Here is a 21,938-nt window from a genome sequence, read left to right as displayed (position 1 = left end):
TCACGCTTCCCGCGGCGCGGGGCCGACCAGGTGGGCGGCGGCTTCGGCCGGGCTGGTGCCGCCGGCGCGGGCCAGCGAGAGGAGGCGGTCGAACGCCGCCTCCTCGCCGAGCCCGTCCCGGCCCATGAGGAAGCCCTTCGCCATGGCGACGAGGTCCCGGTCGCGCAGGGTGTCCTTGAACCGCTCGCTGAACCGGCCGGCGCGTTCGTGGGCGCGGGCGTTGGCGACGAGGACCGCGGCGCGGTCGGCGAAGGTCACCAGCGCGCCCTCGTCGACGGGCCCGAAGGCGCCGGGGGCCGTCGCGTAGATCTTGATGGCGCCGTGGCAGTCGCCGTCGGTGACCATCGGGGCGGTGACGACCGACCGCAGCCCCGAGCCGGCGACCGCGGCGCACCACCGGGTCCAGCGCCGTTCCGTGGTGACGTCGTCGATCCGCTGCGGGGCGCGCCCGGCCAGCGCGGCCAGGCAGGGCCCTTCGCCCAGCTCGTACTGCAGGGTGTCGGCCTCGCGCACCAGCGGGCCCGAAGCGCTCGTCGTGACGAAGCCGCCGCCGGCGTCGACGAGGGTGACCCCCACGCCCGCCGCGGCGGGGATCGTCGTCCCGGCCAGCGAAACGATCAGCTCCAGCACCGACTCCACGGTCTCCCGCGACAGCAGCAACCCGGACATCCGGGCGGCGACCGCGGCCAGCTCACCGTCCAGCGGAAGCTCGCCCGGCGAGGCCTGTTCCGACGACATGGCCGCTGATTACCAATCCGGGGTCACTCGTAAACCCGTCCGGCGGATCCGGGGCGCGGTAGCTTGGCCCGGTGAACCGGTGGCTGGGGCGGGGCATCAACTTCGGCAACGCGCTCGACGCGCTGGGCGACGGCCCGGAGCTGCCGCTCGACGGGCGGTACTTCGACGAGGTGGCCGAGGCCGGCTTCGCCACCGTCCGCCTGCCGGTCCGGTGGTCGGCGCACGCCGAGGCCGGGCCGCCGTACGCGATCGATCCGGCGTTCGCCCGGCGCGTCGACGCCGGCGTGGCGGCGGCGCTCGACCGCGGTCTGCAGGTGGTGGTGAACGTCCACCACTACCACGAGCTCTGTGCCGCGCCGGACGAGCAGCGGCCCCGCTTCCTCGCGCTGTGGCGGCAGATCGCCGCCCGCTACGCCGGCCATCCGGGGCAGCTCTGTTTCGAACTGCTCAACGAACCCCGCGGTCAGCTCACGGCGGCCCGGTGGAACGCCGTGCTGGCCGAGGCCCTCGCCGTCGTCCGGGCGGCCGACCCCGGGCGTACCGTGATCATCGGGCCCGCCGGGATGAACAGCCTCGACGCGCTCCCCGCGCTCGCCGTGCCCGCCGACGGCAACCTGATCGCCACGATCCACTACTACGCGCCGTTCGAGTTCACCCACCAAGGCGCCGGCTGGGTACCCGGGGCCGGCCGCTGGCTCGGCCGCACCTGGGGCGGCGCCGCCGACGAGGACGCCGTGCGCGGCGATCTGGCCAAGGTCGCGTCCTGGGGACGAGAGCACCGGCTTCCCGTGTTCATCGGGGAATTCGGTGCCTTCGATCTGGAGCGTGCCGGGTGGCGCGAGCCGTTGCGGCGGGCGCTTCTCGGCGACCAGGAGGCCGCGGTCGCGCGTCGGCCGGATGGCTGCTGAGCGGTCCGGACCACACCCGCACGCCGGCGGACATGGAACGACGGCCGAGTGGGTACCCGAAGGCACTCGCGCCCGAGCGGGAGGAGCTCACATGGAACGGCCGGACCCCACCGCACCCGTCTCGCCGCTGTTCGACGAGGTCACCGGGGCGCTGGCAGCCCTCACCGCCGTGCTGCGGGAGGAGGACGACTTCCGGATCCTGCTGCAGCACATCTGCCTGCAGGTGCGCCACGCCGTCCCCGGCGTCCACGAGGCCTCGGTCACCTTGGTGACCGGCGAGGTGCCGCACACGGCGACCGCCACGAGCGCGGTCGTGGACGACCTCGACGGCGAGCAGTACCGGATCGGCGACGGTCCCTGCCTGGAGGCGGTCCGCGGCGGCAAGATCGTCCGCACGACGGTGTCCGACGCGGTCGAGCGCTGGCCGCGTTTCGCCGGCGGGGCCCGGGAGGCGGGGTTCGGGAGCTTCCTCGCCGCGCCCCTGGTGGCCGATGAGCGGTTCTCCGGCGCGATCAACTGCTACGGGCGGCAGGACGACGGCTTCGAAGAGGTCGAAGCCCAGCTGCTGGAGCTCTACACGGCCGCGGTGGCGGCGATCCTCCGCGTGTACCACCGGTACCTGAAGGCGCGGGAGACCGCCGAGCACCTCCGGACGGCGCTGACCTCCCGCGCGGTCATCGACCAGGCCAAGGGCATGCTGATGGCGATCCGCCAGGTCGACGCCGACGACGCCTTCGCCCTTCTGGTGGAGCAGTCGCAGCGGGAGAACGTCAAGCTGCGCGAGGTCGCGGAGCGGTTCGTCGCGCGGGTGATCTCCGGGCACGTTCTGCCGAGGTAGCGTGGGGCCGTGGCGGGGAGCAGGATCACGGTCCGGGTCGGGGAGCGGCAGCTGACGCTCTCGAACCTCGAGAAGGTGCTCTACCCGCGGCCCGGCTTCACCAAGGGCGAGGTGCTCGACTACTACACGCGGATCGCGCCGGTGCTGCTGCCGCACGTGCGCGACCGGGCGATGACGTTCGTGCGGTTCCCCGAGGGCGTCACCGGCGCCTCGTTCTTCGAGAAGGACGTCTCCCGGCACGCCCCGGACTGGGTCCGCACCGCGCGGCTGAGCGTCGGCGGCCGTGGCAAGGATCCCGAGATCATCGCCTACCCGCTGATCAACGACCTGCCCGAGCTCGTGTGGGCGGCCAACCTCGCCGCCCTCGAACTGCACGTCCACCAGTGGACCGTCGGGCCCGGCGACGAGCGCGGCACCCCGGACCGGCTGGTGTTCGACCTCGACCCGGGGCCCGGCGCGACGGTCGTCGACTGCTGCCGGGTCGCCGAACGGCTCTACGACGTCCTCGTCGAGGACGGGTTCACCCCGGTGGCGAAGACCAGCGGCTCCAAGGGCATGCAGCTGTACGCCGGCGTCGTGACGACGGACGGCGGGGAGCCGTCGCAGTACGCCAAGGCGCTGGCCGAGCGGCTCGCCGCCGAGACGCCGGATCTCGTCGTGGCGCGGATGACGAAGAACCTGCGCCCGGGCAAGGTCTTCATCGACTGGAGCCAGAACAACCCGGTCAAGACCACCGTGGCGCCGTACTCGCTGCGCGGGCGCGACGAGCCGACGGTGTCGGCTCCGGTCACGTGGGACGAGGTCCGCGCCTGCCGGCACGTGACGCACCTGAGGTTCACCGCGGGCGATGTCCTGGCGCGCGTCGAGGACTTCGGAGATCTGTTCGCCGATCTGGAACGCATCCGCGTCCCGATTCCTGCGTTCGGCTGAACTTCGGCAACCACCATTAGTACCGCCGGCGCGGGTGTGTTTCCGAAGAATTGCCGGAAAACGTCTTCACCTGGGGATTTGATCGTCCATAATGGATTGCTGCACGTGCAGACGGGCGTGTCGCTGCACAACCCGCAAGTGCGGATGTTCGGCGGTGCGCCGAAGTCCGCGAAGTCGGTACGGTGCTACGCACGAAGCGCGACAGCCGTCGCGGTGGCGAAAGACAATGATGTGGCGGCCGTTGCCGGTCTTGTCGAACGTGACGAAAGGAAACGGGTGTCCGGCCTGATCGACGCCGATCTCGAATTCTGGTTCCAGCGTGGGCTGCGCGCGTATCTCGGCGAGGTGGCGCGCGCGCTCGGCTTCGGCCTGGAATCCTGCACCGTGGACGTCGACGTCCCGGTGTCGGCGTACCTGGCGGTGGACTGGCGGCTGCGCCGGTACCCCGAGCGCGACGTGGCGCTGCTCTGGGACGAGGTGCACGGCTGGGCGGCCGCCGTCGAGGCGGCGTGCGGGGAGGAGATGATCGTGCTGTCCTACCTCGGCGGCGAGGACATCCTGCCGCCGCCGCGCGAGGTCGTGCGCTTCCTGGCCGCGCTGCGGGCCGGCGTCCGCGAACCGGACCGGCCGGGCTCGCCGGTGCTGCGCCGCGCCGGCCGCCACCAGGAGCTGCTGCCGCTGTTTCCGGCCCGCTGAATCTCCACAGTGGACGGTGCCGTGCCGGCTCCCCGGCACGGCACCACGGTCACCGCGGGCCGGCGAAGCTCACCAAGCTGATCGACGGGCGCAGGTCGCGCAGGCCGGGCAGGTTCGCCAGCTTCCGCAAGGTGCCCGGCCGCCAGGCCTTCCGGCCGGGCGGCGGCTGCACGTCTTCGACGCCGGCGACCCCGGGAATCCGGCCGGGCAGGCGCGCCGCTTCGGAGACGGTCAGGCCGAACGGCATCGGCGGGACGGTGTAGCGGGCCGACAGGCGCAGGCCGGAATTGTCGGTGCCGGCCGGTAGCGTGGAAAACGGGGGGCGCCCCCGCGGCCCGCCCTTCAGCGTCCGCTTGCTGAGCCACGGCGGGATCGAGTCGAAGAACAGCTGCCCGCCGGGAAACCGCGCGGCGCAGTCGGCGATCAAGGCGAACACCTCGTCGCGGTCGAGGTACATGAACAGGCCTTCGGCCGAGATGAACACGCCCCGCGCCGGATCGGGGACGTCCAGCCAGTCGCGGTCCAGGGCCGAGGCGGCGATCGCGGTCATCCGCGGCTCCGGCGGCAGCAGGCGCCGGCGCAGGTCGATCACCGGCGGCAGGTCCACCGAAAGCCAGTCGACGGCGGGCCGCCCCAGGCGCCAGTAGGTGGTCTGCAGGCCCTCGCCGAGGGCGACCACCGTGGCGGCGGGATACCGGTCCAGGTAGGCGCGGATGGCGAAGTCCAGGGCGACCGCGCGCAGCGGGTGGATCTGGTCCGGCTTGCCGAACCGCGCGTAGTCGTAGGAGATGCGGCGGTGGAGGCGTTCGGCCAGCGGGTCGGCGAAGGCCGAGCCGGGGTGCCGCGACTCCTCGGCGCGGTTGCGCAGCGTCCACAGGCAGGTGGCCGCCACGCCGCCGAGAGCCTCGCCGTCGATCCGGTCCTCGTCGTTCCTCGGCGCCGCGCTCATGCCCGGTCCGCCGCGAACGAGGTCCTGAGGAAGCCGAGGATCTCCGCCGCCGCGGCCTCGGCATGCCGGGCCTGTGATACCAGGCCGGGCATGCTGAGGAACGCGTGCCCCGCACCGGCGTACTCGGACAGCCGGACCGGAGTCCCCGCCGCCTCGAGGCGCCCGGCGTAGCGGCGGCCGTGATCGGCCACCGGGTCGTGCGTCGGCACCACCACCAGCGCCGGGGCCAATCCGCCCAGGTCGTCGGCGTGCAGCGGGGAAACCGCGCGGGCGTCGGTGCCCGCGGGGACCGCGAGCCGCCGGAACAGGCGCAGCACCGGCACGCCGAGGGTCGGCGTGTGGGCGTACTCGGTGACCGACGGGTGGTCGAACAGCCCTTCGGTCGCGTCGACCGCCGGGTTGACCAGCACCTGGGCCCGCAGGGGCAGCCCCGCCTCCCGGGCCCGGATCGCGGCCAGCGCGCTGATCAGGCCGCCGCAGCTTTCGCCGAAGACGGCGGCCCGTGCCGGGTCGACGCCCCACGCCCCGGCGTCCCGCACCAGGTGCCGGAGCACGTCCCAGCCGTCGTCGACGGCGTCCGGGAGCGGGTGGTCCGGGGCGACGAGCCGGTGTTCGACCGAGACGACGACCGCGGGCAACCGGGCGGCGAGCCGGCTGTTCACCCAGTCGCTCTGCACCGCCGTGCCCACGAACCCGCCGCCGTGGACGTGGACCACGAGCGGCAGCGCGACACCGTCGCCCGCGGCCGGCCGGTACACCCGGACCGGCAGGTCGCGGCCGGGCAACGCCAGTTCCCGCCACTCGATCACGGCGTCCGGGTCCGGTTCCCCGGTGACCGCCCGCGCCGCGGCGGACGCCCGGAAGCGGTTCTCCGCCGCGCGGTAGGAGAGCAGTTCTTCGGTGCTCATCGCCGGCCAGTCCGGCTCCGGCGGGCGCTGCACGATCGGCTGTCCGGTCACGATCACTCCCTAGTTTCGAAACCTGAGGTATCGAAACCCACGGTAGCGAAAACCGGTAGGCTCCCGCCATGGCTTCCTCCGCCCGGCCGCCGGGCCGGCCCCGCGCCGGCGTCCACGACGCGGTGTTCGCCGCGACGCTGAGCACGGTCGAGGAGCTCGGCTACGCGCGGGCCACGGTCGAGCGCATCGCCGCGGCGGCCGGCGTGGCGAAGACGACGATCTACCGGCGCTGGCCGTCCAAGGGCGAGCTGATCGTGGACTGCCTCCTGGACGCCTTCGGCCCGGCGCCGCTGGCCGGGGGGAGCCGGGCGGAAACCCTGACCGCGGCCATCCGCTGGGCGGCGGCGAAGATCGGCGAACCCGGAGTGGGCGACGCGTTCGCCGGCGTGTTCAGCGACGCCGTCAGCGATCCGGCGCTGCGCGCGGTCCTGTCCTCGCGGCTGCAGGACCCGTACCGGCTCGCGCTCCAGGACGCCCTCGGCGAACCGGAGAGCCGGGTGCTGTTCTTCGTCGACGTCGTGGTCGGCGCGCTGCTGCACCGGATGGGCATGACCGGCGAGCCGATGGTCGACGCCGACGTCACGGCGCTGGCCGAAATGGTCGTGGCGCACTTCGGGCAGCGGTGACGGGCGTCACGTGCGGGGCTGTCACATCGGCCCGGACCGCGGAGTCGTGGGGGTGACGGACCCCGACCCCGGGGCTCGCGAACCCCGAGGAGTTCCGATGCACACCGCTCACCTGATCGTCACCATCGCCGCCGCGGCCTGGGTCGGCTTCTCGGCCGTCTCGATGTTCACCCGCGCCAAGTGGGTCGTCGAGCCGATCACCGAGTACGGCGTGCCCCGGTCGTGGTGGAACCTGCTCGGCACGGCCAAGGCGGCCGGCGCGGCGGGGCTGCTCGCCGGGCTCTTCTGGCCGCCGGTCGGCATCGCGGCGGCGATCAGCCTGGTGCTGTACTTCAGCGGCGCGCTGGTCACCGTGGCCCGGGCGCGGGCGTACACGCACCTGGCGTTCCCGGTGCTCTACCTCGCGCCGGTGGTCGCTTCGCTGGCCCTGCTGCCCTGATCGGCGAGCCAGGTGAGCGCGTCGGCGGCGTGGCGCAGCACGGACAAGTGGCCCTCGCCGGGCACGGGCCGGTACTCGGCGTCGGGGCACCGCCCGGCGAGCCACGCGCTGTGCGCGGCGGGGATCATCCGGTCCTGCTCGCCGTGCAGGAGGAGGACGGGCGCGGTGATCCACGCGGGGTCGCCGCCCCACGGCGTGACGTAGGCGAGGTCGTCGTCGATCAGCCCGCCGGGCCCGTCCGCGAGCGCCGCGCGGACGACCTCGTCCAGCCACGACCACGACCCGCCGAGCACGGCCAGGTCGGCTTCGGTGAAGACAGCCGGATCGAACTCGGCGGCCGCTTCGTGCTTTTCCTTGGCGGCCCGTCCTTCGGTGGCGGCCCGCAGCGAGCCGGCACTCGCGGCGGCCATGCCCCCGAACCAGTCGAGCCCGCCGGCATCGAACGGCGCGACGGCGGCCATGCTCGCCACGCCGAGGACCCGCTCCGGCAGCAGGGCGGCACAGGCGAGAGCGTGCGAGCTGCCGCCGGAGTGCCCCATCAAGGCGAACTCACCGATCCCGAGCGCATCGGCCACGGCGGCGACGCACTCGGCGGCGTTCCCGACGGTCCGCCCGGGCACCGGCGTCGAAGTGCGGTAGCCCGGCCGGTCGAAGGACACGAACCGGACCCCGAGCTCCGCGGCCAGCGGCAGCAGCGGCCCGGGCGGCGCCCCGGTGTTGGGGGTCCCGTGGTGCCAGAAGACGGTGAGCCGCGCCGGGCCGCCGGTGTCGTAGACGTGCAGGGTGCGTCCGCCGGGGAGGGCCAGATCGGCCTCGGTGACCATCAGCGGGCCAGCCGATCCGCCAGCCAGGCCAGCGAAAGCGGGTACCGGTAGTCGATCCCGCCGTGGCCGGCGTCGAACAGCTCGAAGTGGACGCGGTCGTCCGGCAGGCCCGCCCGGGCCACCTCCGCCCGGAACGCCTCCGCGCCGATGTCGAGGAAGTACTCGTCGCTCGTGCCCGCGTCGATCCACACCGCGCGCAGCGAGCGGACCGCCTCCGCGTGGCCCGCCACCATCCGGACCGGGTCCCAGTCCAGCCAGCGCTGCCACTGTTCCGGCCGCAGTGCACCGGTCAGCGGGTCGAACGGCAGCTCCGGCGTCCCGTCGTCCCGGGCCGAGAAGCACGCCGAGATGCCCAGCACCATGAGCAGGCTCTCGTCTTCGGGCTTGGTGAACGCCGGGCGGCTCCGGAAGTCCGCCCACCACGCCTGGATGTCCTGGTCGTACCCGCGCAGCGCGCGGACCGCCTTGCCGAAGTCGGGGACGTAGGACAGCTCGTACAGCGTGTCGCCCGCGTGCGTCGCCAGCGCGCCGAACAGCTCCGGCCGCAGCATCGGCGTGATCATCGCGCCGAACCCGCCCGACGACTTGCCCGTGATCGCGCGGGACTCTCGGCCGGGGAGGGTCCGGTAGTGCTCGTCGACCCACGGCACGATCTCGTCGCACAGGTAGGAGTGGTAGCGGCCGGTCCCCGGCGAATCGACGAACTGCGAGCCGCCGTAAGCGGTCCACGCGTCGACGTACACCACGAGGCACCCCGGCGCACCGGCGGCGAAGACGGCGTCGGCCGTCTCCACGAACGGCTGCCGGAACGGGGTCCGGTTGGCCCACATGGCCAGGTGCCCGGTGTAGCCCTGGATGACGTAGACCGCCGGATAGCGCTCGTCGCCGTCGTCGTAGCCGGGCGGGACGTACACCCACAGCGGCCGATCGTGCGGGTCGCCGAGCGGATTGCCGCGCAGCAGCTCGGAAGTCACGGTGTGCCGGTCGAGCCGGCCGGCGAGTTCGCCGTCCCAGGGGAGCATGCGGCCAGTCAACCACGGGCCACCCGGTTGCACGGGCTAAGCAATACCTCTTTTCGGCGCGTAGCGTTGAGCCGTTTCGGCCCGAAGTCCGTGTGGCGGACACGGTGGTGGACCGGGAGAAGCGGGGAAGACCATGAAACATCCGGGGCCGTTGTGCACGCTGCTCGCCGGTGCGGTGCTCGCCGTCGGGATCAGCATCGCCGACCTGGCGGCCGGGACCGGCGCGCCGTCGGTCGCCGGAGCCGCGAGCGCGGTGGGCGCCGCGAGCACCACGACGACCGCACCGCCCGCGACGACGTCCGAGCCGCCGAAACCCGCAGTGCCCGCGCGGGCGGACTACGCCGGGAAGGTGACCGGCGGCGGCGCGTCGATCGCGGTGTCGGCGCGCGACGGCCACGCCATCGCCTACGTCTGCGACGGCAAGAAGCTCGAAGCCTGGCTCCAGGGCGTGACCGCCGGGGGCAAGCTGGACCTCAAGGGCGCCCCGGACGCCGCCCTGACGGGCAGCTTCGACGTCACTTCGGCCACCGGCACCGTGACGGCGGCGGGCAAGACGTACCGGTTCACCGTGCCGGCGGCGAAGAAACCCGCGGGCCTCTACCGGGCGGCGCCGAAGGTGAAGGGCAAGGCGGCGAAGGTCGGCTGGATCGTGCAGCCCGACGGCAGCCAGGTCGGCATCCTCGAGACGGAGGAAGGCCCGGCGGCCGCTCCGCCGCTCGATCCGGCCGCGGCCACCGCCACCGTCGACGGCGTCCCGGTGACCGCCGAGGCGATCAGCGGCCTGGCCGGGAACGGTGACTTCTGATGACCGCCCCGGCAGCGGGCCACCGCGCCGCGGTCGCGCTCGTGGTGCCGCTGGTGGCCGGCGCCGTCGTCTCGGTGGCGCTCGGCGTCTACGGCAGCCTGCACACGCCGACCGGGGTCGCGGTGAACGTGGCCGGTTTCTCCGGTCCGCAGGCGGTGAAGGCGTGGCTCGCCACGGTCGTCGTCGTGCTCGCCCTCGTCCAGCTCGGCTCGGCACTGGCGATGTACGGCAAGCTCGGCGGTGCCGCTCCCGCGTGGATCGCGCCGATCCACCGGTGGTCGGGACGGCTGGCCTTCCTCGTGTCGATCCCGGTGGCGATGCACTGCCTCTACGCGCTCGGGTTCCAGGCGTTCGACACCCGCGTCCTCCTGCACTCCCTGCTGGGGTGCTTCTTCTACGGTGTGTTCGTCGCGAAGATGCTCCTGCTGCGCAAGGACGGCGCGCCCGGCTGGTCGCTCCCGCTGGTGGGCGGCTTGGCCTTCACCGCGCTGGTCGGGCTCTGGCTGAGCGCCTCGCTGTGGTTCTTCACCCGGTCCGGCTTGACCTTCTAGCGGTATGGCTCTCGGAGGACGAAAAGTGCGCGACGACGAAACGGACCTGGTGCTGGGGCGCCGGACGGCACTCGCGGTCTTCGGCGCCGGGCTGGCGGCCGGCTGCAGCACCTACGGCGGCAGTCCGAGCGGGACGTCGGCCGCCCCGGCGCCCGCCGGCACCGAACTCGGCGCGTCCGCGGACGTGCCGGTCGGCGGCGGCAAGGTGTTCGCGGACAAGGGGGTGGTGGTGACGCAGCCGGCGGCGGGGACTTTCGCGGCCTTCTCGGCGATCTGCACCCACCAGGGGTGCACGGTCGACACCGTCGCCGACGGCACCATCAACTGCCCGTGCCACGGCAGCAAGTTCACCATCGCCGACGGTGCGGTGGCGAACGGCCCGGCGTCGAAGCCCTTGGAGAAGAAGCCGATCACGGTGGCGAACGGCAAGATCACGCTGGCTCAAGCGTAGGCCTGCGCGACGGCCGGGCCCGATCGTCCACAGCAGACTCCACGGCGGGGCTCCGGGCCGGTGAATCCGGTCGCCGGGGCCGGGCCCGGTCTGGCATGATCGGGCCGGTGCGCCCGGTCGAGATCGCCTGCGACGAGTCGGGCTCCGAGGGCGAGAACCTCCTCGGCGGCGAGACGGACGTCTTCGCCCACGCCGGCGTGCGGCTGACGCCGGAGGAGGCGGCCGCCTGCGTCCGCGAGATCCGGGCCCGCATCGGCTCACCCGCCGAGGAGTACAAGGCGAACCACCTGCTCCGCGCCAAGCACCGCGCGGTGCTCGAATGGCTGCTCGCCCCGGACGGCCCGCTCGCCGGCCGCGGGCACGTGCACCTGACCGACAAGACGTTCTTCGCCGTGCGGGCCGCGGTCGACCTGCTGGCCGAGGACGGCACGGAAGCGATGGCCCGCACCCTCCACCGCACGGGTCCGGCGGCCTTCGGCGCCGCCCGCTGGGAGTTCGCCTTGACCGCGTTCACCAGCGTGCTGCGGTTGAAGCCCCGCCGCGGCGTGACGACGTCGCCGCCGGAGTTCTTCGCGCTGGTGGACGAACTCGCCGCCGTCCCGGGCGAAGCCGGCGAGATCGTCGGCCGGTTCCGCGGTGGCGGCGAGCGCGTGGCCGCCTACCGGACCCGGCTGGCGAGCGACCCGGGCCTGGTGCCGGTGCTGGATCCGCTGGTGCCCGCGGTGATCCACACGGTCCGGCACTGGAGCACCGGCGACACCCCGGTCGCCGTGATCCACGACGAGCAGCTGGCCCTCACCGCCGAGCGAGTGCTGCAGCTCAAGGCCACCCTCGGCCCTCGGTTGGCGGACGTGCGCTTCGTCGACTCCCGCTCCGACGCCCGGGTCCAGATCGCCGACTTCCTCGCAGGAGTCGCCCGCCGCATCGCCTCCGACCAGCTGAACGGCCGCGGCGATCCCGGGCTGATCACGCTGCTGAAGTCTTTTGCGGACGCGGACTCCGTCTGGGACGGGCCTGTCGGGTGAGCGCCGGCCGGTTTCGACGGCGGGCAGAGAGCAGCGCCTGCCTCAGAAGGTGATGTCGCCCTCGATGTCGCGTGCTTGCAGGACGTTCCCGCCGACGCTGCCGGAGATCCGGTTGGCCACGCCGCCGGACTCGGCCCGCTGCCCGTCCGCCGCCCGTTCCCACTCGGCGCGCAGCCGTTCACCGAACGCCGGATCCGCCGCCTGCTCCGCTTCCAGGACTTCGGCCAGCTCCCGGACCTGCGGTGAATCCTGCGCCGTCCCTTCCGCGGCCGCCAGCACGGCCGACGCCGCGGGATCACCGGCGAACTTGGTCTTGATCAGGTCGTACAACCCCACGACGACCCTCCCCGCGGCAGCTGCGGCCACGGACACCAGAACAGGCTCAGGCACAGCAACCCCTCCACGACCCACCGGCACGGCCTCGGTCCCTTCCGAGGATACGGCGACCCACCCGCTGCGCAAGCCACCGCGATGCCGGCGGACACCCGGTTGTTCCTCCCTGCACGTGCGGCTGCGCCGCCGTCGACGTTCCGCCTCGCGCTGAAGCGGCCCGGTGGCGCGCCCGCCGAGATCAAGCCGATGTGGGTGGCGCCGTCGGCGCGCGGCCTCGGAGCCGGCGTCCGCACCGTGCGGCCGGAGACGAACCGCGTGCTCGCCGAGGCGATCGCGCTCTACCGCGCGGCCGGCTACCGGGAGGTCGCGCCGTTCACCGACGAGCACTACGCCGATCACTGGTTCGAGAAGATCCTTCCCGGCCCCCGTACGCTGGCCTGGTGCGGACCCGGCCCACCCTCTCCTGGACTTCGGCGGACGCGCCGCTGCCGCGGACGTCCAGCCTCGACGAGCTGACTGCCGTCGTCGCGCGCGGGCGCGTCGCCGTGCTCAGCGGTGCCGGGCTGTCCACCGAATCCGGGATCCCCGACTACCGCGGCGAAAGCGGCAGCCTGCGCCGGCACACGCCGATGACCTACGACGAGTTCGTGACCAGCGCCGAAGGCCGGCAGCGGTACTGGGCGCGCAGCCACCTCGGCTGGCGCACGATCGCCCGCGCCGACCCCAACGACGGCCACCGCGCCGTCACCACCCTGCGCGACGGCGGCTACGTCTCGGGCGTCATCACCCAGAACGTCGACGGCCTGCACCAGGCGGCCGGCACCGCCGACGCCGTCGAGCTGCACGGCAGCCTGGACCGCGTCATCTGCCTGGACTGCCGTCGCACCAGCCCGCGCGCGGAGCTCGACCGGCGGCTGCGGGCGGCCAACCCCGGCTTCACCGGCGCGGCCACCCGGATCAACCCGGACGGCGACGTCGAGCTGCCCGCCGACGTCGTGCGCGGCTTCCGGCCGGTCCCGTGCGCGGCCTGCGCGGGTGTCCTGAAGCCGGACGTGGTGTTCTTCGGCGAAAACGTGCCGCGGCCGCGGGTCGAGCAGTGCTACCGGCTGGTCGACGAGGCCGCGGCGCTGCTGGTGCTGGGCTCGTCCCTGACCGTGATGTCCGGGCTCCGGTTCGTCCGCCACGCGGCGAACGCGGGCAAGCCGGTCGTGATCGTCAACCGCGGCGAAACCCGCGGTGACCGCTACGCGTCGGTGCGGGTCGACCGGCCGCTCGGGCCCGCGCTGACCGAGCTGGTCAGCCGGCTGGGCGAGGATCGCGGCCGAACCGCGTGAGCAGCCGGTCCTGGCGGGACGCGCCGGGCGCCGCGGGCGGCGGCTCGGCGAAGAACCGCGGGCCCAGGGCCAGACCGGCGAAAATGGCCTCGTAATCCTCGTCGATCCAGGCGACCAGGCCCGGGTCGAGGGTCTCGTCGGCGCCGAGGGCGCGGGCGAGGTCCCAGGTGTGCACGGTGCTGTCCGTCGTGCGCACGGCCAGTGCCCGCCGTCCGGTGAGCTTGCCGAGGGGGTAGTCGACGACGCGCTCCAGCGCGCCTTCCTCGGCGAACGCGGCGGCGCAGGCCCGGACCGAGCCGGTGAACGCGGCGACGGGGTCGTCGCCGAGCGCGTCGGCGTCCCGCAGGGCCAGGAACTCCTCCCGGGTCGCTCCGCGGAGGAGGCCGACGTAGTTGAGGTTGCCGCGGGTCATGTGGTTGACCAGCGCCCGCACGTCCCATTCGGCGCACGGCGTCGGCGCGGCCCAGCCGTCCGGCGGGACGCTGCGGAGGTGGTGCTCGAAGCCCCGGGAGGCGAGGAGGAAGCGGTCGAGGAGCATGGCGGCCAGTGTGGCCCGGCCCGCGGCGGCGGCGCTCGCGGATATCGGACGTGGTGAACGAGCCGGTCCGGGCGGGTGGGGGGAACCTGCCCGGACCGGCTCTGGCGACGGACCTCCACAGCCGGTCGTCGCCTGCAAGACGCGGTGGCCGCCCCGGTCGTTACACCGGCTGCAACCCGTTCCAGGACCAGCGCGGCACCGCCAGCCCGGCGGGCACCTCGCCGGGCGGGCCCGGGTAGGTCAGGACCTCGGCCACCGCCCACTCCATGTAGCACCGCAGGGCGGCGCGGAACTCCGGATCGGCGGGCAGGCCGGCGTCGTCGGCGGCCTGCACGAAGCAGGCCACGAACCGGCGCCCGAGGTCGCTCATGTCGCCGTTGCCGGCGTGCATCCGGAGCATCGCCGAGTGGTCGCTGCACTCCGCGGAGAACCGCGGCGGCCCGCCCATGACCTCGGCCCAGTACCAGGCCAGCCGGTCGACGTGCTGCGGGTGCTGATCGAGCTTCGAGAACGGGTGGTTCAGCTCCGGGTCGGCCAGGCAGCGCTCGTGGTGGGCGGCGGCCAGCGCGCGGAACGCGGGGTCGCCGCCGGCGAATTCGTACAGCGTCGGGCGCATCCGCCGAGCTTGGCACGCCGGGCCGCCGGAAGCCAGGACGTCAGCGCGCGCCGGCCGCCGCGCGTTCCGCGGCGGGGGAGAAGCCGCCGAACGTGTCGACCGCCCGCCGGACGTCCTCGGTGACGAGGTCGTGGTTCAGCGCCGCGGCGGCGCCCGCGCCCTGGGCCGCGGCGACGATCACGGTCGCCCGCGCGTCGACGACGTTCCCGGCGGCCCACACGCCCGGCACCCCGGTCTTCCCGGTCGCGTCGACGTCGCCTTCGGCGTAGCCGAGGTCGCGCAGCAGCTGGTCGTGCGGGACGGTCCGGGTGCGGAGGAACAGCGCCGTCCGCGGCACGAACCGGGCCCCGAGCTCGACGCCGGTGAGGCGGCCGTGTTCGCGCCGGACCGCGGTCACCACGCCGCCGACGACGCGGATCCCGCGCGCGTCGAGCCGTTCCCGGTCCTCTTCGGACACTTCCGTGGTGTGCGCGAAGTACACGACGTCCGGCGACCACTGCCGGACGAGCAGCGCGTGCTCGACGCTCTCGGGCTGCGTGCCGAGGACACCGAGGGGCTGGTCGCGCACTTCGTAGCCGTGGCAGTAGGGACAGGTCACCACGTCGGTGCCCCAGCTCTCCCGCAGGCCCGGGAGGTCCGGCAGGTCGTCGTGGATGCCGGTCGCGACCAGCACGCGCCGCGCGGTCAGCTCCCGGCCGCTCGCCAAGCGGGCGGCGAAGCCGTGGTCGAGCCGGGTGACGCGGTCTTCGAGGAGCTCCACGCCGTAGCCGCGGAGTTCATCGTGGCCGATCCGGAGCAGTTCGGACGGCGGCAGGCCGTCGCGGGAGAGGAAGCCGTGCATGTGCGCCGCCGGCCCGTTGCGCGGGGCACCGGAGTCGACGACCGCGACGCGCCGCCGCGCCCGGCCGAGCATCAGCGCGGCGCTGAGTCCCGCGGCGCCGCCACCCACCACCAGTACGTCGAAGCTGTTGTTTTCGCTCATGCCGCCACCATGAACCCGCCTTGGCGGATTCGACAACTAATGTTGCCATTTCCGGGACAAGCGGGTTTCCTGGGAGCATGACGGACGCGATCACCCAGGCCCTGGCCGAGGTCGGCCCCCGGCTCAAGCGGGTCCGCACGCAGCGGCGGGTCACCCTGGCCGACCTGTCGGCGGCGACGGGCATCTCCAAGAGCACGTTGTCGCGGCTGGAGTCCGGCCAGCGCAAGCCGAGCCTGGAGCTGCTGCTGCCGATCGCCCAGGCCCACCAGGTGCCGCTGGACGAGCTGGTGGGCGCGCCGGAGGTCGGCGACCCCCGGGTCCGCCTGACCGCGCGGCGCATCCCGCGCCACAACGGCGCGACGATGACGGTGCTGCCCCTGACCCGGCAGCCGGGTGCGCCGCAGGCGTTCAAGATGATCCTCGAGCCGGAGACCGGCGAACCCGATCCCCAGGTCCACGAGGGGTACGAGTGGCTCTACGTGCTCTCGGGCCGGCTGCGCCTGGTCTTGGCCGACCGCGACCTGACGCTGGGCCCGGGCGAGGCGGCGGAGTTCGACACCCGCCTCCCGCACTGGTTCGGCGCGGTCGACGGCCGCCCGGCGGAGATCCTCAGCCTGTTCGGGAAACAGGGGGAGCGGCTGCACCTGCGGGCGAAGTCCCGCCCGCGCTGAGTTCAGCGCAGCGGGTTCTCGCCGGCGGCGGCCTCACGTGCGTCGTCAGCCGAGTTCGCGCTGCATCAGCAGGGTGTCGAGCCAGCGGTCGTGCTTGAACCCCACGCGCCGCAGGACGCCCGCGTCGGTGAAGCCGGCCGCACTATGCAGACGCTGTGACGCCGGGTTGCCGGAGTCGACGATGACCGCGATCGCCCGCCGCGCTCCGGCGGCCGCGCACCGCTTCACCAGCTCGTCCAGCAGCCGCCGTCCGTGGCCGCGGCCGGCCGCCCGCGGCGCGAGGTAGATCGTCGTCTCCACCGAGAACCGGTACGCCGGCTTCGGCCGCCACGGCGCGGCCAGCGCGTAGCCGAGGATCTCGCCCGCTTCGGCCAGCACGAGGAAGGGCCACGCGCTCTCGCGGATCTTCGCGCGCCACTGCTCCGCGGTCGGCGGCGTGGTTTCGAACGTGACGACGGAATCGGTGACGTACGGCGCGAAGACGGCGGCGATGCCTTCGGCGTCGGCCTCCGTCGCTTCCGCTATAGTGGACATAGTCGCTATTATAGAGGAATGATCGATCCGGTTTCCCTCGGCCGTCACCTGCACGACCTGCGGGCGGACCGCGGGCTGGCGTTGAGCGCCCTGGCCGGGCAGGCGGGGGTCAGCGTCAGCATGCTGTCGGCCATCGAGCGCGGCGAGAAGACGCCGACGGTCGTGGTGCTGTCCCGCATCGCCGACGGCCTCGGGCTGTCCCTCTCCCGGCTGCTCGCCGACCTGGAGACCGGCCGCGTGATCGTCCGCCGCGCGGCGGAGCAGGACCACATCGCCGAACCCGGGGGCTGGCACCGCACGGTCCTGACCCCGGTCGTCCCCGGCGTCAACTTCGAGTGGATCCGCACGGCCCTGCCGCCGGGCTGCGACGCGGGCTCGTTCCCCGCGTACGCCCCGGGTTCCCACGAGTTCGTCGCCGTCGAGTCGGGCACGCTGAGCCTCGGTGTCGGCGACGCCGAGTACGTCCTGACGGCGGGCGATTCGGTGTACTTTCCCGCCGACGCAACCCATTCCTACGCCAATCGCGGCGAAGATCCGTGCGTGTACCACGTCGCGGCGTTGATCATGCGGCCGCGGGAAAACCGGATGACAGCTCCCCGGCGGGCGTGACACCCTTCCGGTCATGTTCCCCGTGTCCGATAGCGCGACGCTCGCAGGCCTGTCCCTGCCGAGCGCCCTGTCGGCACGGCTGACCGGCGCTCGAAGCTGACCCTTCCCCGGCTTCCCCGCCCAGGGCGCGAAACCGCCGGGGGAGGGTCGACGCGCTCTGCCCGGTTTCGCGCGTTCTTCGTTCCAGCGCAGGGAAAACCCATGACCAAGCAGCACTACGTGCGGACCAAGCCGCACCTGAACATCGGCACGATGGGCCACGTCGACCACGGCAAGACCACCCTCACCGCGGCCATCACCAAGGTCCTGGCCGAACAGGGCGGGGCCAACCGCTACGTCGCCTTCGACCGCATCGACCGCGCGCCGGAGGAGATCGAGCGCGGCATCACCATCAACATCGCGCACGTCGAGTACGAGACGCCGACCCGGCACTACGCGCACGTGGACATGCCGGGTCACGCCGACTACGTCAAGAACATGATCACCGGCGCGGCCCAGCTGGACGGCGCGGTGCTCGTGGTTTCGGCGCAGGACGGCGCGATGCCGCAGACCCGCGAGCACGTCGTCCTGGCGCGCCGGATCGGGGTCGAGCACCTCGTGGTCGCGCTCAACAAGGCCGACCTCGCCGACGACGAGGAGCTGCTCGACCTCGTCGAGCTCGAGGTGCGGGAGCTGCTGACCCGCTACGGGTTCGACGGCGACGCCGTGCCCGTGGTCCGGGTCTCCGGGCTGCGCGCGCTCGAGGGCGACCCGCGGTGGACCCAGCGCGTCCTCGACCTGCTCGCCGCCGTCGACGAGCACGTGCCGATCCCGCCGCGGCGGCTCGACCTGCCCTTCCTGATGCCGATCGAGAACGTCCTCACCATCACCGGCCGCGGCACCGTCGTGACCGGCGCGGTGGAGCAGGGCACCCTCGCCGTCGGCGACGCGGTCGAGGTGATCGGCCTCGGCCCGGCGGTGACCAGCGTGGCCACCGGGCTCGAGACGTTCGGCAAGCCGATGGACCGCGCCGAGGCGGGCGACAACGCCGCGGTCCTGCTGCGCGGGGTGAAGCGCGGCGAGGTTCGGCGCGGCCAGGTCGTCTGCCTGCCGGGCAGCGTCCGGCCGCACCGGCGGTTCCGCGCGGACGTCCACGTGCTGTCGGCGGCCGAAGGGGGCCGGCGGACGCCGTTCGCGGCGAACTACCGGCCGCAGTTCCACTTCCGCACCAGCGACGTCGTGGGGGTGGTCGCCCTCGCCGAGGGCGTCACGGTCGTCCGGCCGGGCGACGCGGCTTCGCTGACGGTGGAGCTGGGGCAGCCGGTCGCGATGAGCCCGGGCCTCGGGTTCGCCATGCGCGAAGGCCGCCTGACGGTCGCCGCCGGCACCGTGCGCGAAGTGCTCGACTGAAAGTGCCGCGGGTGCCGCGAATGACTCATTGGGGACCTTGGAGGTCCCCAATGAGTCATTCGCGACGTTGGGCGAGCGCGGGGACGAGCTTGACTCATCCGATCTTTTGCCTTTAGCTTGGGTCGCGTTCCCGATCCGCCGTCGGAAGCAGTGCTTCTGCCGTTGCGTGACAAGGGAGATCTTGTGGGAAGAGCGTTGAGCCGCCGTCGTGTCGTCGCCTGGGGAGCCGCGGGCGCTGCGGGCGCCGCCCTGCCGTTGACCGGAGCTCAGGCCGCCGAAGCCGAAGAACCGGGCAGCTCGCCCGGCCGCTTCTTCGACGTCACGAAGTTCGGCGCGAAAGGCGATGGGCGCACCATCGACACCGCCGCGATCAACCGCGCGATCGACGCGGCCGCCACCCGCGGGGGAACCGTGTACTTCCCGGCCGGGACGTACGCAAGCTATTCCATCCACCTCAAGAGCAACATCGCGCTGTACCTCGGTGCCAACGCGACGATCCTCGCCGCCGCGCCGGCCGGCGGCCAGGGCTACGACCCCGCCGAACCGGGCGCGGGCAACCCGTACCAGGACTTCGGGCACAGCCACTGGCACAACAGCCTGATCTGGGGCGAGAACCTCGAGAACATCACCATCGAAGGGCCCGGCAAGATCGACGGCAAGGGCCTGGTGGCCGGCGGCAGCGCGGAATCCGCGCCGCTCAACGGGAACAAGGCGATCGCGCTCAAGCTGTGCCGCAACGTCGCGATCCGCGACATCACGATCGTCAACGGCGGGCACTTCGGCATCCTGCCGACCGGCGTCGACAACTTCCGCATCGACGGCCTGGTGATCGACACCAACCGCGACGGCATCAACATCGACTGCTGCAAGAACGTCCGGATCGCCAACACGACGGTGAACTCGCCGAACGACGACGCCATCGTGCTCAAGAGCACGTACGCGCTGAACGAGGTGCGCGACACCGAAAACGTCACCATCGACAACTGCTTCGTCAGCGGCTACGACCTCGGCACGCTCGTCGGCGGGACGTTCAAGACCGCGGGGTACGGCCGCACGGGCCGCGTCAAGTTCGGCACCGAATCCAACGGCGGGTTCCGCAACATCGCGATCTCCAACGTCGTCTTCGAGCACTGCCGCGGCCTGGCGCTGGAGACGGTCGACGGCGGGTGGCTGGAGGACGTCACGATCAGCAACCTGACGATGCGCGACGTCCAGATGCCGCTGTTCCTCCGGCTGGGCGCGCGGATGCGCGGGCCGGCGGGGATCCCGGTCGGGTTCCTGCGCCGGGTGAGCATCAGCGATGTCACGACGATCGACGCGGACCCTCGCTATCCGTCGTGCCTCGCCGGGATCCCCGGCCACCCGATCGAAGACGTCAAGCTGAGCAACATCCGCCACCACCTCGCGGGTGGCCTCACGCCGGGCGACGCCGTGCAAAACCCGCCGGAGCTGGAAACCGCCTACCCGGAGCCGTCGATGTTCGGCACGCTCCCGGCGTACGGCTTCTTCGTCCGGCACGCCCGGGGAATCAGCTGGGACAACGTCGATGTGCGGTTCGGCAAGCCGGACACGCGACCGGCCTACGTCCTGCGGGACGTGACCGACGCCGACGTGCACCACGGCCGTGCGGACCAGGTGGCGGGCACGCCGACGTTCGTCCTCGACGACGTGACCGATTTCCGGGTGAGTGACGGCCGTCCGGTGCCGGAGGCCCGCGTCGAGCACGCGGATCACCAGGAGCTGTAAGGAATTCCGGCCGGGCCCCGGCGCCGCCACGGGGCCCGGCCGGTCAGCCGCGCAGCTTCGGGCGGACCAGGCCGACGGCGGAGAGGACGATCAGGGCCACTGCGGCCACCGCCGCGATCACCGCCGGAACGGGCGCCCGGCCTTCGGTGCCGGTCAGGGTGAGGATGCTCGACACGAGCAGAACCGCCCCCACGCCCAGGAACAGCCAGCACTGCGCAGCCGTGGCGGGGATGAAGTGCCAACGCCGGTCGGCCATCGAAACCTCCTCGATCGGGTGCTTTCCGGAACTTCCCCGATCGCGAGTCGATCAAACCGGCGGAAATCCGCCGTGACCCCGGTCCGGCGATCAAGCCGTCGCAAACCTGCCGGCTTCCGCGATTCGCCGCCGGTTCACTGGCCCCATGAACGCCTCACCGCCGCGGTGGCCCGCCGTCTTCGCCGTCACCGTCGGGATTTTCGCCATCGTCACGATCGAAATCCTGCCGATCGGGCTGCTGACGCCGATCGCGGCCGGGTTCGGCGTCTCGGCCGGGACCGCCGGCTGGACCATGACCGTGCCCGGCTTCGTCGCCGCCGTCGCCGCGCCGGTGGTCACCGTCGCGGCCGGCCGGGTCGACCGGCGGCTGCTGCTGGGCGGTCTCCTGGGCCTGCTCGCGGCCGCCGCCTTCCTCACCGCCGCCGCGCCCGCGTTCGGGGTGCTGCTGGCCGGGCGGTTCCTCGTCGGTGTCGTCATCGGCGGCTTCTGGTCGCTCGGCGCCGGCCTGGCGCCCCGGCTGGTCGGGACGGCCGCCGCCGCGCGAGCGACGTCGGTGATCTTCGCCGCGGTGCCCCTCGGTTCGGTGCTGGGCGTGCCGCTCGGCACCCTGGCCGGGCAGCTCGCGGGCTGGCGGACGGCGTTCTGCCTCCTGGGCGTCCTGAGCCTCGCGACCGCCGTCGCCCTGGTCCTCCTCACCCCGCCCTTGCCGCCGTCGGAAGCCACCCGGCTGAGCGTCCTGAGTGGACTCTTGCGGCGCCGCGGTGTCCGAAGTGGACTGCTGGTGACCTTCCTCGTCGTCCTCGCCCACTTCGGCACCTACACCTACGTCACGCCGCTGCTGCGGGACGTCGTCCGGCCGGAGGTGCTCAGCGGTTACCTGCTGGCGTACGGCGTCGCCGGGATCGCGGGCACTGTCCTGACGGGGCGCCACGGCAAGGGCTTCGCGCTCGCGGCGGCGGTGATCGCGCTGGCGGTCTTCGCCCTGCCGCACACCGGGCCGATCGGCGCGCTCGTGACCCTCGTGGCGTGGGGCACGGCCTACGGCGCGGTGCCGGTCCCGGCCGTGATGACCTGCGGGGGAGTGGCCGCGCTGCTCGCCGCGGTGGTGATTCACGGCGCCGGCCGTCCGGCGCCGGACCGGGCGTTCCGGTGAACGGAACGCCTGACTG

Annotated in this window: 28 protein-coding genes; 17 read left to right on the top strand and 11 right to left on the bottom strand. The window is 73.1% G+C overall.

All coding sequences use genetic code 11. The features are described 5' to 3' along the window. Nucleotides 1-738: a GAF and ANTAR domain-containing protein gene (locus AB0F52_RS24560; RefSeq protein ID WP_360175300.1), complete on the bottom strand. Its 738-nt coding sequence runs from the start codon at nucleotides 736-738 to the stop codon at nucleotides 1-3. 71 nt (nucleotides 739-809) lie between these two features. Between AB0F52_RS24560 and AB0F52_RS24555 the strand changes: the two genes are divergently transcribed. The 4 genes from AB0F52_RS24555 to AB0F52_RS24540 all read left to right on the top strand — a co-directional run bounded on the left by AB0F52_RS24555 (nucleotide 810) and on the right by AB0F52_RS24540 (nucleotide 4,110). Next, nucleotides 810-1,646, top strand: a complete 837-nt coding sequence (locus AB0F52_RS24555) for a glycoside hydrolase family 5 protein (RefSeq protein ID WP_360175297.1) — start codon at nucleotides 810-812, stop codon at nucleotides 1,644-1,646. Between the two features lie 91 nt (nucleotides 1,647-1,737). Beyond that, complete coding sequence (locus AB0F52_RS24550; protein ID WP_360175294.1) at nucleotides 1,738-2,484, top strand: GAF and ANTAR domain-containing protein; 747 nt, start codon at nucleotides 1,738-1,740, stop codon at nucleotides 2,482-2,484. Nucleotides 2,485-2,493: 9 nt separating this feature from the next. Continuing rightward, nucleotides 2,494-3,414, top strand: coding sequence for a non-homologous end-joining DNA ligase (ligD, locus tag AB0F52_RS24545; protein WP_360175291.1), 921 nt, complete (start codon nucleotides 2,494-2,496; stop codon nucleotides 3,412-3,414). A gap of 276 nt (nucleotides 3,415-3,690) precedes the next feature. Further along, entirely contained in the window at nucleotides 3,691-4,110 is a 420-nt protein-coding gene (locus tag AB0F52_RS24540) for a DUF6292 family protein (RefSeq protein ID WP_360175288.1), read from the top strand. Between the two features lie 49 nt (nucleotides 4,111-4,159). On the opposite strand, the gene AB0F52_RS24535 is transcribed toward AB0F52_RS24540, so the two are convergent. Continuing rightward, on the bottom strand, nucleotides 4,160-5,059 hold the full coding sequence (locus AB0F52_RS24535) for a class I SAM-dependent methyltransferase (RefSeq protein ID WP_360175285.1): 900 nt from the start codon (nucleotides 5,057-5,059) through the stop codon (nucleotides 4,160-4,162). Further along, on the bottom strand, nucleotides 5,056-6,018 hold the full coding sequence (locus AB0F52_RS24530) for an alpha/beta hydrolase (RefSeq protein ID WP_360175282.1): 963 nt from the start codon (nucleotides 6,016-6,018) through the stop codon (nucleotides 5,056-5,058). Before AB0F52_RS24530 ends, AB0F52_RS24535 begins: the two co-directional genes overlap by 4 nt. Before the next feature lie 68 nt (nucleotides 6,019-6,086). Between AB0F52_RS24530 and AB0F52_RS24525 the strand changes: the two genes are divergently transcribed. Both AB0F52_RS24525 and AB0F52_RS24520 read left to right on the top strand, forming a co-directional pair. Beyond that, the gene (locus AB0F52_RS24525) at nucleotides 6,087-6,644 is read left to right on the top strand and encodes a TetR/AcrR family transcriptional regulator (protein WP_360175279.1); all 558 of its coding nucleotides are present in this window, start codon (nucleotides 6,087-6,089) and stop codon (nucleotides 6,642-6,644) included. Between the two features lie 97 nt (nucleotides 6,645-6,741). Continuing rightward, on the top strand, nucleotides 6,742-7,083 hold the full coding sequence (locus AB0F52_RS24520) for a DoxX family protein (protein WP_360175276.1): 342 nt from the start codon (nucleotides 6,742-6,744) through the stop codon (nucleotides 7,081-7,083). On the opposite strand, the gene AB0F52_RS24515 is transcribed toward AB0F52_RS24520, so the two are convergent. Next, nucleotides 7,041-7,907: an alpha/beta fold hydrolase gene (locus AB0F52_RS24515; protein ID WP_360175273.1), complete on the bottom strand. Its 867-nt coding sequence runs from the start codon at nucleotides 7,905-7,907 to the stop codon at nucleotides 7,041-7,043. The two genes, AB0F52_RS24520 and AB0F52_RS24515, sit on opposite strands and share 43 nt — an antisense overlap. Continuing rightward, nucleotides 7,907-8,929, bottom strand: coding sequence for an alpha/beta hydrolase-fold protein (locus AB0F52_RS24510; protein ID WP_360175270.1), 1,023 nt, complete (start codon nucleotides 8,927-8,929; stop codon nucleotides 7,907-7,909). The genes AB0F52_RS24515 and AB0F52_RS24510 overlap by 1 nt, the downstream gene beginning before the upstream one ends. 133 nt (nucleotides 8,930-9,062) lie before the next feature. On the opposite strand from AB0F52_RS24510, the gene AB0F52_RS24505 reads away from it, so the two are divergent. The 4 genes from AB0F52_RS24505 to AB0F52_RS24490 all read left to right on the top strand — a co-directional run bounded on the left by AB0F52_RS24505 (nucleotide 9,063) and on the right by AB0F52_RS24490 (nucleotide 11,761). Next, nucleotides 9,063-9,734 (top strand): hypothetical protein, encoded by a 672-nt coding sequence (locus AB0F52_RS24505; protein ID WP_360175267.1) that lies wholly within the window; start codon nucleotides 9,063-9,065, stop codon nucleotides 9,732-9,734. Beyond that, a complete protein-coding gene (locus AB0F52_RS24500) occupies nucleotides 9,734-10,285 on the top strand; it encodes a DUF6529 family protein (RefSeq protein ID WP_360175264.1) in 552 nt (183 codons plus the stop codon). The genes AB0F52_RS24505 and AB0F52_RS24500 overlap by 1 nt, the downstream gene beginning before the upstream one ends. 25 nt (nucleotides 10,286-10,310) lie before the next feature. Further along, nucleotides 10,311-10,736, top strand: a complete 426-nt coding sequence (locus AB0F52_RS24495) for a Rieske 2Fe-2S domain-containing protein (RefSeq protein WP_360175261.1) — start codon at nucleotides 10,311-10,313, stop codon at nucleotides 10,734-10,736. A 107-nt stretch (nucleotides 10,737-10,843) separates the two neighbouring features. Beyond that, on the top strand, nucleotides 10,844-11,761 hold the full coding sequence (locus AB0F52_RS24490) for a DUF3800 domain-containing protein (protein WP_360175258.1): 918 nt from the start codon (nucleotides 10,844-10,846) through the stop codon (nucleotides 11,759-11,761). Nucleotides 11,762-11,803: 42 nt separating this feature from the next. Here the strand turns inward: AB0F52_RS24490 and AB0F52_RS24485 are convergent, their stop codons facing one another. Further along, on the bottom strand, nucleotides 11,804-12,097 hold the full coding sequence (locus tag AB0F52_RS24485) for a hypothetical protein (protein WP_360175255.1): 294 nt from the start codon (nucleotides 12,095-12,097) through the stop codon (nucleotides 11,804-11,806). 135 nt (nucleotides 12,098-12,232) lie between these two features. On the opposite strand from AB0F52_RS24485, the gene AB0F52_RS24480 reads away from it, so the two are divergent. Next, nucleotides 12,233-12,610, top strand: a complete 378-nt coding sequence (locus AB0F52_RS24480; RefSeq protein WP_360175252.1) for a hypothetical protein — start codon at nucleotides 12,233-12,235, stop codon at nucleotides 12,608-12,610. Continuing rightward, entirely contained in the window at nucleotides 12,535-13,428 is an 894-nt protein-coding gene (locus tag AB0F52_RS24475; protein ID WP_360175249.1) for an NAD-dependent protein deacetylase, read from the top strand. Before AB0F52_RS24480 ends, AB0F52_RS24475 begins: the two co-directional genes overlap by 76 nt. On the opposite strand, the gene AB0F52_RS24470 is transcribed toward AB0F52_RS24475, so the two are convergent. From AB0F52_RS24470 to AB0F52_RS24460, 3 genes are all read right to left on the bottom strand, one after another. Then, on the bottom strand, nucleotides 13,391-13,966 hold the full coding sequence (locus tag AB0F52_RS24470; protein ID WP_360175246.1) for a TIGR03086 family metal-binding protein: 576 nt from the start codon (nucleotides 13,964-13,966) through the stop codon (nucleotides 13,391-13,393). The two genes, AB0F52_RS24475 and AB0F52_RS24470, sit on opposite strands and share 38 nt — an antisense overlap. A 160-nt stretch (nucleotides 13,967-14,126) precedes the next feature. Then, a complete protein-coding gene (locus tag AB0F52_RS24465) occupies nucleotides 14,127-14,582 on the bottom strand; it encodes a group II truncated hemoglobin (RefSeq protein ID WP_360175243.1) in 456 nt (151 codons plus the stop codon). 40 nt (nucleotides 14,583-14,622) lie between these two features. Continuing rightward, nucleotides 14,623-15,564, bottom strand: coding sequence for an NAD(P)/FAD-dependent oxidoreductase (locus AB0F52_RS24460; RefSeq protein WP_360175240.1), 942 nt, complete (start codon nucleotides 15,562-15,564; stop codon nucleotides 14,623-14,625). A gap of 77 nt (nucleotides 15,565-15,641) precedes the next feature. Between AB0F52_RS24460 and AB0F52_RS24455 the strand changes: the two genes are divergently transcribed. After that, nucleotides 15,642-16,235, top strand: coding sequence for an XRE family transcriptional regulator (locus AB0F52_RS24455; protein WP_360175237.1), 594 nt, complete (start codon nucleotides 15,642-15,644; stop codon nucleotides 16,233-16,235). Nucleotides 16,236-16,280: 45 nt separating this feature from the next. Here AB0F52_RS24455 and AB0F52_RS24450 read toward each other — a convergent pair whose 3' ends face one another. Beyond that, nucleotides 16,281-16,769 carry an N-acetyltransferase family protein gene (locus tag AB0F52_RS24450; RefSeq protein ID WP_360175234.1) on the bottom strand — a complete coding sequence of 163 codons (489 nt, stop codon included), beginning with the start codon at nucleotides 16,767-16,769 and terminating at the stop codon, nucleotides 16,281-16,283. An 18-nt stretch (nucleotides 16,770-16,787) separates the two neighbouring features. Between AB0F52_RS24450 and AB0F52_RS24445 the strand changes: the two genes are divergently transcribed. From AB0F52_RS24445 to AB0F52_RS24435, 3 genes are all read left to right on the top strand, one after another. Next, the gene (locus tag AB0F52_RS24445) at nucleotides 16,788-17,378 is read left to right on the top strand and encodes an XRE family transcriptional regulator (protein ID WP_360175231.1); all 591 of its coding nucleotides are present in this window, start codon (nucleotides 16,788-16,790) and stop codon (nucleotides 17,376-17,378) included. Nucleotides 17,379-17,579: 201 nt separating this feature from the next. Next, nucleotides 17,580-18,767 carry an elongation factor Tu gene (gene tuf / locus AB0F52_RS24440; protein WP_360175228.1) on the top strand — a complete coding sequence of 396 codons (1,188 nt, stop codon included), beginning with the start codon at nucleotides 17,580-17,582 and terminating at the stop codon, nucleotides 18,765-18,767. Between the two features lie 255 nt (nucleotides 18,768-19,022). Next, the gene (locus AB0F52_RS24435) at nucleotides 19,023-20,513 is read left to right on the top strand and encodes a glycoside hydrolase family 28 protein (RefSeq protein ID WP_360175886.1); all 1,491 of its coding nucleotides are present in this window, start codon (nucleotides 19,023-19,025) and stop codon (nucleotides 20,511-20,513) included. A gap of 43 nt (nucleotides 20,514-20,556) precedes the next feature. Here AB0F52_RS24435 and AB0F52_RS24430 read toward each other — a convergent pair whose 3' ends face one another. Beyond that, entirely contained in the window at nucleotides 20,557-20,769 is a 213-nt protein-coding gene (locus tag AB0F52_RS24430) for a hypothetical protein (RefSeq protein ID WP_360175225.1), read from the bottom strand. 145 nt (nucleotides 20,770-20,914) lie between these two features. On the opposite strand from AB0F52_RS24430, the gene AB0F52_RS24425 reads away from it, so the two are divergent. Then, the gene (locus tag AB0F52_RS24425; RefSeq protein WP_360175222.1) at nucleotides 20,915-21,922 is read left to right on the top strand and encodes an MFS transporter; all 1,008 of its coding nucleotides are present in this window, start codon (nucleotides 20,915-20,917) and stop codon (nucleotides 21,920-21,922) included. Nucleotides 21,923-21,938: the final 16 nt, after the last annotated feature.

Origin of the sequence: Amycolatopsis sp. NPDC024027, assembly GCF_040638975.1 — a bacterium.
Classification (GTDB): domain Bacteria; phylum Actinomycetota; class Actinomycetes; order Mycobacteriales; family Pseudonocardiaceae; genus Amycolatopsis.
Note: the sequence above shows the minus strand (reverse complement) of the source record. Positions and strands in the feature narration are given on the sequence as shown.